Source organism: Stenotrophomonas sp. STEN030 (genome assembly GCF_056759995.1).
In genome coordinates, this window is the sequence record NZ_JBRREB010000092.1 from 1 (window position 1) to 8,067 (window position 8,067).

Annotated in this window: 8 protein-coding genes; 5 read left to right on the forward strand and 3 right to left on the reverse strand. The window is 65.4% G+C overall.

Annotation, left to right across the window (positions count from 1 at the left end; translation table 11 throughout):
* Positions 1–289 precede the first annotated feature (289 nt).
* On the reverse strand, positions 290–931 hold the full coding sequence (gene yihA, locus ACVOLR_RS19485; protein WP_481537907.1) for a ribosome biogenesis GTP-binding protein YihA/YsxC: 642 nt from the start codon (positions 929–931) through the stop codon (positions 290–292).
* 173 nt (positions 932–1,104) lie between these two features.
* Here yihA and ACVOLR_RS19490 point away from each other — a divergent pair, with 173 nt between their 5' ends.
* The 4 genes from ACVOLR_RS19490 to ACVOLR_RS19505 all read left to right on the forward strand — a co-directional run bounded on the left by ACVOLR_RS19490 (position 1,105) and on the right by ACVOLR_RS19505 (position 4,390).
* Positions 1,105–1,890: a c-type cytochrome gene (locus ACVOLR_RS19490; protein ID WP_481537908.1), complete on the forward strand. Its 786-nt coding sequence runs from the start codon at positions 1,105–1,107 to the stop codon at positions 1,888–1,890.
* A gap of 94 nt (positions 1,891–1,984) precedes the next feature.
* Positions 1,985–2,632 (forward strand): thiol:disulfide interchange protein DsbA/DsbL, encoded by a 648-nt coding sequence (locus ACVOLR_RS19495; protein WP_481537909.1) that lies wholly within the window; start codon positions 1,985–1,987, stop codon positions 2,630–2,632.
* Positions 2,633–2,762: 130 nt separating this feature from the next.
* The gene (locus ACVOLR_RS19500) at positions 2,763–3,581 is read left to right on the forward strand and encodes a thiol:disulfide interchange protein DsbA/DsbL (RefSeq protein ID WP_481537910.1); all 819 of its coding nucleotides are present in this window, start codon (positions 2,763–2,765) and stop codon (positions 3,579–3,581) included.
* Between the two features lie 71 nt (positions 3,582–3,652).
* Entirely contained in the window at positions 3,653–4,390 is a 738-nt protein-coding gene (locus ACVOLR_RS19505; protein WP_481531110.1) for an endonuclease/exonuclease/phosphatase family protein, read from the forward strand.
* Positions 4,391–4,398: 8 nt separating this feature from the next.
* Here the strand turns inward: ACVOLR_RS19505 and ACVOLR_RS19510 are convergent, their stop codons facing one another.
* Both ACVOLR_RS19510 and ACVOLR_RS19515 read right to left on the reverse strand, forming a co-directional pair.
* Positions 4,399–5,274: an EamA family transporter gene (locus ACVOLR_RS19510; RefSeq protein ID WP_481537911.1), complete on the reverse strand. Its 876-nt coding sequence runs from the start codon at positions 5,272–5,274 to the stop codon at positions 4,399–4,401.
* Between the two features lie 120 nt (positions 5,275–5,394).
* Positions 5,395–5,805: an ExbD/TolR family protein gene (locus ACVOLR_RS19515; protein ID WP_481537912.1), complete on the reverse strand. Its 411-nt coding sequence runs from the start codon at positions 5,803–5,805 to the stop codon at positions 5,395–5,397.
* A gap of 178 nt (positions 5,806–5,983) precedes the next feature.
* On the opposite strand from ACVOLR_RS19515, the gene ACVOLR_RS19520 reads away from it, so the two are divergent.
* Entirely contained in the window at positions 5,984–7,921 is a 1,938-nt protein-coding gene (locus ACVOLR_RS19520) for a transglycosylase SLT domain-containing protein (RefSeq protein WP_481537913.1), read from the forward strand.
* The last annotated feature ends 146 nt before the right edge of the window (positions 7,922–8,067 follow it).

The window sequence follows — 8,067 nt, forward strand, 5'->3', positions numbered from 1 at the left end:
CTTTGGGCCCTGGCCTTTGGGCCTTGCTGTTGCCGTCCCCTCACCCCTTTACCGGAGAGGGGTTGGGGTGAGGGGAGCTTTGGCTTTGGCTTTGGCTTTGGCTTTGGCTTCGGCTTCGGCTTCGGCTTCGGCTCTCGAAACAAGCAAGAACCACAAAAACAAAACGCCGCCCTGATCAAGGCGGCGTTTTCTATGCACTCAGGCCTGACAGATCATCAGCTTCGCGGCTCACGCCGCTCCCACAAGCCGGGCTTTGTCAGCTTCGCGGCTTACGCCGCTCCTACAAAACTTACGCTGCCCCTACCGGCGCTGCGCCTTCCGCTGCTGGCGGGTTCAAGCCCAGCCAGCCGCCGATGATGCCGCGGGCTTCGTCCACGCCCTGGCGCGATTCGCCGGAGAAGGTCTGCACGCTGACGGTGTCACCAAAGATTGAATGCAGGTCCTTGCGCACCTTCTGCAGGGTCTGCATCTGCTGGCCACGGCCGAGCTTGTCAGCCTTGGTCAGCAGCGCATGCGCCGGCAGGCCGCGCTGCACGGCATAACCCAGCATCTGCCGGTCGTAGTCCTTCAGTGGATGACGGATGTCCATCACCACCACCAGGCCCTTGAGCGCATTGCGGGTGCGGAAATACTGATCGATGAAGGCCTGCCAGTGGGCCTGCAGGTCCAGCGGCACCTTGGCGTAGCCGTAACCGGGCAGATCGACCAGGTGCGCCTCGGGGGTTACCTCGAAGAACACCAGCTGTTGGGTGCGGCCGGGGGTCTTGGAGACACGGGCCAGGGAATTTTGGCGGGTCAGCGCGTTGAGCGCGCTGGACTTGCCGGCGTTGGAGCGACCGGCAAATGCCACTTCGGCCCCCAGATCCGGCGGCAACTGCCGGGAATTGTGGGCGGAAAGGTGGTAACGGGCGCGTTCGATGAGCAATGACATACGCATAGGATCGCATGTTGCGACGCCGCGCGTCGGCTTGGCCGCTGTTCCGGGACCACCGATCCGGCCGATTTTGCTGCACTGCTGCGTTGACCGTGCCGCAAAACGCCGTTGATAATCCGGGCGATGCCGGCGGAAAGCCCCGCCCGGCCCGGTCCACACGGAGCTTCAGCATGCGCCATGCTCGTGTTCTTGCCGTTGCAGCACTGGTAGTCCCCGTAATCGCCGCCGTCGCCTTTGCCCAGAGCTCGGTTACCGCCGTGCCGGACAATGCGCCTGTACAAACCGCTTCGCTGGAGATCGACTTCAGCAAGACCAAACCCGGCGATGCCAAGGCCGGCGAGGCCAAAGCGTCCACCTGTGCGGCCTGCCACGGCGCCGACGGTAACTCAGCCGTGGAGATCTATCCGCGACTGGCCGGGCAGAGCGAGCGCTATATCGCCAAGGAAATGGCCCTGATCGCCAGCGGCCAGCGCAACGAAGGCGCAGTCGCCGCGATGCTGCCCTTCATGGAAGGGCTTACCCCGCAGGACATGCGCGATATTGGCGCCTTCTTCGCCACCCAGAAGTCCGGTGCTGGTGTGGCCGATGACGCCGTGGTCAGCGAAGGTCCTTACCAAGGCATGAAGTTCTTCGAAGTCGGCCAGAAGCTTTATCGCGGCGGCGACGCCAGCCGCAACATCCCGGCCTGCATCGCCTGCCACGGCCCGACCGGTGCAGGTAACCCGGGCCCGGCCTATCCGCATATCGGCGGCCAACATGCCGGCTATGTCGCGCAACGTCTGCAGCGCTACCAATCTGGTCAGACCGGCGAGGCTGATGCAGCGCAGTTCAAGATCATGGCCCAGATCAGCCACGCACTGACCGGGCAGGAGATCCAGGCGCTGGCCAGTTACGTCCAAGGTCTGCATGATCGAGCCAACGATGCAACGGTAGCCACCGCCGCCGCACAACCCTGATACCCGCCGGTCGCCCCGGCGACCCGGCAACTGCCTCACGCAGACACGCCGGCCGTAAGGTCGGCGTCTGTTTTTCCAACGGAGACTCCCCACGATGAAGTTGTTCCCCCGACTGTTGCTGATGCTGCTGGCAATAGCCCCGCTCTCGGCCTGTGCCGCCGCCCCTACCGCGCTGGTCGAAGGCGATGACTATGAATTGATCGCCGAGCCGGGCCCGTTTGCGCCGCTGGCCGGCAAGATCGAGGTGGTCGAGGTATTTGGTTACACCTGCCCGCACTGCGCCCACTTCGAGCCGCAGTTGGAGGCATGGGTGGCCAAGCAGGCAGCCGACGTGCGCTTTACCCCGGTACCGGCAGCGTTTGGCGGCTACTGGGATTCCTACGCACGTGCCTTCTATGCCGCCGAACAGCTCGGCGTACGCCAGCGCAGCCATGCCGACGTGTTCAAGGCGCTGCATGTGCAGGGCAGCCTGCCGGCACAGAACGTCACGCCCGACGAACTGGCTACCTTCTATGCCCAGTACGGCGTGCAGCCGCAGCGTTTTGTCGACGCCCTGCGCAGCCAGCAGGTGGATGACAAGGTCAAGAACGCCCGCGCCTTCGCCATGCGGGTCAAGGTCACCGGCACGCCGATGCTGATCGTCAACGGCAAATACCTGGTCAAGGGCAAGACCTTTGATGACACCCTGCGCATTGCCGGTGCCCTGGTGGCACGCGAACGCAGCGGCGCAAGCCGTCGCTGAAACCTCCGCTGAAGCCCGGCTGAGCCGGGTCACCTGTTCAGCCGAATACGCACATAATGCGTCCCTGCGCGCACCGGTTGCAGTCTCACTGTCCGGTGCCCCAAACATACCCTGCTGGAGATCCCTCCCGATGAAGATCCGCTTCGCCCTGGCCCTGACCGCCCTGTTGCCGCTGATGGTTGCCTGCAAAGCCCAGGACGGCACCGCTGATACTGCCGCTCCGGCAACCCCGGCTGCTACCGAAGCCGCTCCGGCCGCCACCCCGGCCCCGGCCGTTGAAGGTGCCGCCGCTGAAGGCGCTACCGCTGCACCGGCTGCCACCGACGCCGCCCCGGCTACCCCGGTCCCGGCACAGGCCCGCCTGGTCGGCCCGGAGCCGGTTGCCGGCACCGACTATGTCGCCATCGAAGGTGGCCAGCCGTTCCAGCCGGCTACCGGCAAGGTCGAAGTGGCTGAGATCTTTGGCTATGTCTGCCCGGCCTGCGCCCGCTTCCAGCCGCTGATCAGCTCGTGGAAGGCCGGTCTGCCTTCGGACGTGAGCTTCGTCTACGTGCCGGCTGCCTTCGGCGGCACCTGGGACAACTACGCGCGCGCCTTCTACGCCGCTGAAACCCTGGGCGTGCAGGAGAAGACCCACGACGCGCTGTACTCGGCCATCCACATCGAGCAGACCCTGAAGGGCGAGCGCGGCAGCGATTCGGTCCAGGACATCGCCAACTTCTACGGCAAGTACGGCGTTGATCCCAAGACCTTCGCTGACACCATGGGCAGCTTCGGCGTCGCCGCCAAGGTCAACCGTGGCAAGCAGTTCGCCCAGCGCAGCAAGATCGCCGGTACCCCGTCGCTGATCGTCAACGGCAAGTACCTGGTCAAGGGCAAGGGCTATGAAGACATGCTCCGCATTGCCGACCACCTGATCGCGCGCGAACGCGCCGCCAACGCCAAGTGAGGTATCAAGGGCCTCGGCAACGAGGCCCTTGAGTTCGACCCGTCGTGAAATCCCCTACCCAGACATTGCGCTTGCTGACCGCCAACATCCAGGCCGGCTCCAGCACCCGCCGCTACAGCGACTATGTGACCCGCAGCTGGTCACATGCGCTGCCTGCCGGGCAGAAACGCTCCAGCCTGGACGCAATTGCCAAACTGGCCAGCGGTCGCGACATCGTCGGCCTGCAGGAAGCCGATCCGGGCAGCCTGCGCTCGGGCTTCACCAACCAGACCCATTATCTGGCCGAGCGGGCAGGCTTCAACTATTGGGCACACCAGCCGAACCGCCGCATGGGCGGCGTGGCCTCCAGCGCCAATGGCCTGCTGAGCCGGCTGGAACCGGTGGAAGTACAGGACCATGCCCTGCCCGGCCGCATCGGTGGCCGCGGCGTGCTGCTGGCGCGTTATGGCGATGGCAAGGAAGGTCTGACCGTTGCGGTGGCGCATCTATCACTGGGCACCGGCTCGCGTCTGTCGCAGCTGGACTTCATTTCCGACCTGCTGGCCGACCATCCCAATGCGGTATTGATGGGCGACTTCAACTGCATGGCCGACCGCCCGGAAATGCGCGTGCTGTACCACAAGACCCGGCTGCAGCCACCGAGCTGTCTGGTGCCAACCTTCCCCAGCTGGGGCCCGGACCGCGCCATCGACCACATCCTGATTTCCGACAACCTGAAGATGCTCGACACCCGCGCCGTTCCCGCCGCGCACTCGGATCATCTGGCCGTTGAAATGGAAGTCGAAGTCCCCGCCGACAGCCTGCGCTGAGCGCAGGCTCAGCCTGCAACCGCTGCAGGCGGTGGCCGCCGTCGCGCGGTCAAGGTACTGCCCGCCGACGCCAACACCGTGCAGCCGATCGCCAGCCATTGCAGGCCGGTCAGGTGTTCGTGCAACAACAGCAACGCCCACAGCGCCGCTACTGCCGGCTCCATGCTGATCAGGATGCCGAAGGTTTCCTTGGGCAGGCGCTTGAGCGCCATCATTTCCAGCGACATCGGGATGGCACTGGACACCACCGCCACCACGAAGCCAGCCAACAGGATCTTCGGCTCCAGCAGCGCCATGCCGGCATGCGCCACGCCGACCGGCACCACCACCAGCGACGCCGCCAGCAAACCCAGTGACACGCTGTGGCCGGCATGCAGATGCCCGGTGCGCTTGCCGTAGATGATGTACAGCGCCCAGCAGAATGCAGCGCCCAGCGCATACATGACCCCGACCGGGTCCAGCGCCTGGCCGCCATCCAGCGGCAACAGCAACACCAAGCCGACCAACGCGCAGCCAACCCAGACGAAATCAATCGGTCGCCGCGAGGAGAACATCGCCACCGCCAGTGGACCGGTGAACTCGATGGCAACGGCAATCCCGAACGGAATCGTGCGCAACGCCATGTAGAACAGCAGGTTCATCAGCCCCAGCGTCAATCCGTAGCGCAGGATCGCCGCGGCATCGGGGCGACTGGTATGCCAGCGCCAAGGCCGCCACAGCAGCAACAGGAACAGCGCCGAAAAGCCCACGCGCAACGCGCTGGTGCCTTGCGCACCAATAATGGGAAACAGGTTCTTGGCGTAGGACGTGCCGATCGACAACGAGGTCACCGAGCCGAGTACCGCCAGCACCGGCAACAGCGATGCGAATCGGGAATTTTGCATGCGCCTAGTGTATTCGCCCACGCCGCCATCGGCAGCCGTAAAAAGCGCGAGAATGCCGCCTGCCGCCAAGCAAGGCATCAGCTACCGCCTGGGCAGCTGATGCCTGCCAACACCCACGACTTACTGGATGAACGCGATACGCTGCATTTTGGCGTTGTTGGCAGCCGCCAGCACCTTGGCCATCACCTGGTACTGCGCATCCGGTGAGGCGTCGATGCGTAGCTCCGGCAGGTTGCCGACATGCAGATCGGCCTGCGCCTGCAGCCGCGCCTGCAGATCAGCTATCGCCAGCACTTCGCCGTTCCAGTACAGCTGATCGGCTGCGTCCACCCGCAGCTCGATCGGCGGTGGCGGCTCGACACGTTGCACGAACTTGTTGCTGTGTTGTGGCAGATCGACAGGGATCGGCACCGACACCATCGGCGCGGTCACGATGAAGATGATCAACAACACCAACATCACGTCGACCAGCGGGGTCACGTTGATATCGGCCAATGGACGCCCGCTTTTGCCTGCTGCACTGAATGCCATTCCAGTTCCCCCAGGGCGAGGCCGACTGCCTCGCCACCGAAGCTACGCCTGCTTCCAAGGGTTTCCAGCAAGGCGGCGGTTTCCGTTCAGCTTCCATTTGCGCGCCAGCGACGTGCTTGTTCATGTGCGGGTCGGGCTGCTGCTCTGCCGTTGACGCTGCGGCCGTTATTCTTCCGCCATGAATAAAATCCTCCTGCTGCCTCTGGCTACCCTCGCCGCGCTGCTCAGCGCCTGCGTCCAAGCCCAGAACCTGGACGCACAACGCACCGCGATGCGCACCGCCATCGACAACGCCGAGCGCGGGCAGTTCGATGCCAACGCGACCGCACCGCTGCGCAATCACCCACTGTACGGCTGGCTGGAGTTCAGCGCCCTGCGCCGCAACATCGACACGCTGCCCAATGCGCAGGCACAGGACTTCCTGAAGCGGTATCAGGGTCAGGCCGTAGCCGAAAGCTTGCGCTCGGCATGGTTGCCCGCGCTCGCCCGCCGCCAGGACTGGCCGACCCTGCTGGCCAACTGGAAGACCAGCAACGATCCCGGCCTGCGTTGTGCCGAGCTCAATGCAAGACAGGCCACCGGCAAGGCCGATGCGCAATGGACCAGCGACGCCCAGTCTTTGTGGCGCAGCGCCGGCAAGTCGTTGCCCGATGGCTGTGATCCGGTGTTTGCAGTCCTCGCCAGCCGCGGCGGCCTGACCCCAGCCCTGCGTTGGGAACGCATCGATGCTGCTGCCGACGCACAGCAAGCGGCGGTGATGCGTGCCGCCGCACGCGGCCTGCCAGCCACCGAACTCGCCCAGGCCAATGACTACGCCGCCTTCGTCGACAAGCCGGACGCGCGCGCCTTGAACTGGCCAAAGAACGAACGCAGCCGCCGCATCGCCGTCGACGGCCTGCAGAAGCTGGCCAAGACCGACCCCGGCGCAGCCGAGCTGCAGCTGCCGCAATACGCCCAGGCGCTGGCCCTGAGCGCCGAGCAGCAAGGCCAGGTGCTGTACGAAATCGCGTTGTGGACGGTGGCTTCCTACCTGCCGGATTCGGCGCGTCGTTTGGCCGCCGTGCCCGAATCGGCCTATGACGAACGCCTGCACGAATGGCGCACCCGCGAGGCAATGGCACGCGGCGACTGGCCGGTGGCACTGACCGCTATCCGCAAGATGCCGGCCAGCCAGCGCAACGATTCACGCTGGCGCTGGTTCGAGGGCCGCCTGCTGGAGAAAACCGGCAAGCCAGCCGACGCCACCGCGCTGTACCGCGCCGCCGCCAGCGAACCGACCTTCCACGGTTTCCTGGCCGCCGACAAACTCAAGCAGCCCTACAACCTGTGCCCATGGAACCCCGGCGACAGCGCAGCGGCGAAGACCGCCGTTGCCCGTGACCCCGCGCTGGTACGCGCAATCGAGCTGTTCAAGATCGAACGCCCGAGCTGGGCTGCACGCGAATGGGCGGAGGCCTTGTCGCGTTTCGACGACAGCCAGCGCCGTCTCGCCGTGGAAGTGGCCAGCAACAACGGTTGGTTTGATCGCGCGGTGTTCGCATTGAAGGGCCCGCAGGAAATGCGCTTGTACAACCTGCGCTTCCCGCTGCACCACGACGACACAATCCGTCGCGAGGCTGCACGCAACGCTTTGGACCCTGCCTGGATTGCTGCGGAAATTCGCGCCGAAAGCATCTTCAATCCGAACGCGCGTTCACCGGCCAACGCCATGGGCTTGATGCAGGTACTGCCGGCCACCGGCGCCAGTGTGGCCAAGAGTATTGGCTTGAGCGGTTATGGCGGTGCAGCCAGCCTGTACGACTCGGACACCAACATCGCCATCGGCACCGCCTATCTGCGCCAGTTGATGGACAAGTACAACGGCCTGCCCTACGTCACCATCGCCGCCTACAACGCCGGCCCCACGCCGACCGCACGCTGGCAGAGCCAACGCCCGAACTACGACCCGGACTTCTGGATCGAGACCATCAGCTACAAGGAAACCCGCGAGTACGTGGCGCGCGTGCTTGCCTTCAGCGTGATCTACGACTGGCGCCTCAACAGCAACGCATTGACCCTGAGCGACCGCATGGTCGGCAAGACCCAGGGCGCGCGCAAGGCCTTCAGCTGCCAGTAGCAACCGCGATATCTGTAGTGGGGGGGCCGCCGGCGGGGGGGGGGGGCCGCGGGGGGAAGGGCGGGGGGCGGGGGGGGGCGGGCCGGACCCCCCCCGCCCGCGCCGGGGGGGGGGGGGGGGGGGGGGGGGGGGGGGGGGGGGTTGGG

Excerpts from the sequence above, each read along its gene's own strand:
- yihA (WP_481537907.1), bottom strand. The coding sequence starts at position 931 with ATGTCATTGCTCATCGAACGCGCCCGTTACCACCTTTCCGCCCACAAT.
- ACVOLR_RS19490 (WP_481537908.1), top strand. The coding sequence starts at position 1,105 with ATGCGCCATGCTCGTGTTCTTGCCGTTGCAGCACTGGTAGTCCCCGTA.
- ACVOLR_RS19495 (WP_481537909.1), top strand. The coding sequence starts at position 1,985 with ATGAAGTTGTTCCCCCGACTGTTGCTGATGCTGCTGGCAATAGCCCCG.
- ACVOLR_RS19500 (WP_481537910.1), top strand. The coding sequence starts at position 2,763 with ATGAAGATCCGCTTCGCCCTGGCCCTGACCGCCCTGTTGCCGCTGATG.
- ACVOLR_RS19510 (WP_481537911.1), bottom strand. The coding sequence starts at position 5,274 with ATGCAAAATTCCCGATTCGCATCGCTGTTGCCGGTGCTGGCGGTACTC.
- ACVOLR_RS19515 (WP_481537912.1), bottom strand. The coding sequence starts at position 5,805 with ATGGCATTCAGTGCAGCAGGCAAAAGCGGGCGTCCATTGGCCGATATC.
- ACVOLR_RS19520 (WP_481537913.1), top strand. The coding sequence starts at position 5,984 with ATGAATAAAATCCTCCTGCTGCCTCTGGCTACCCTCGCCGCGCTGCTC.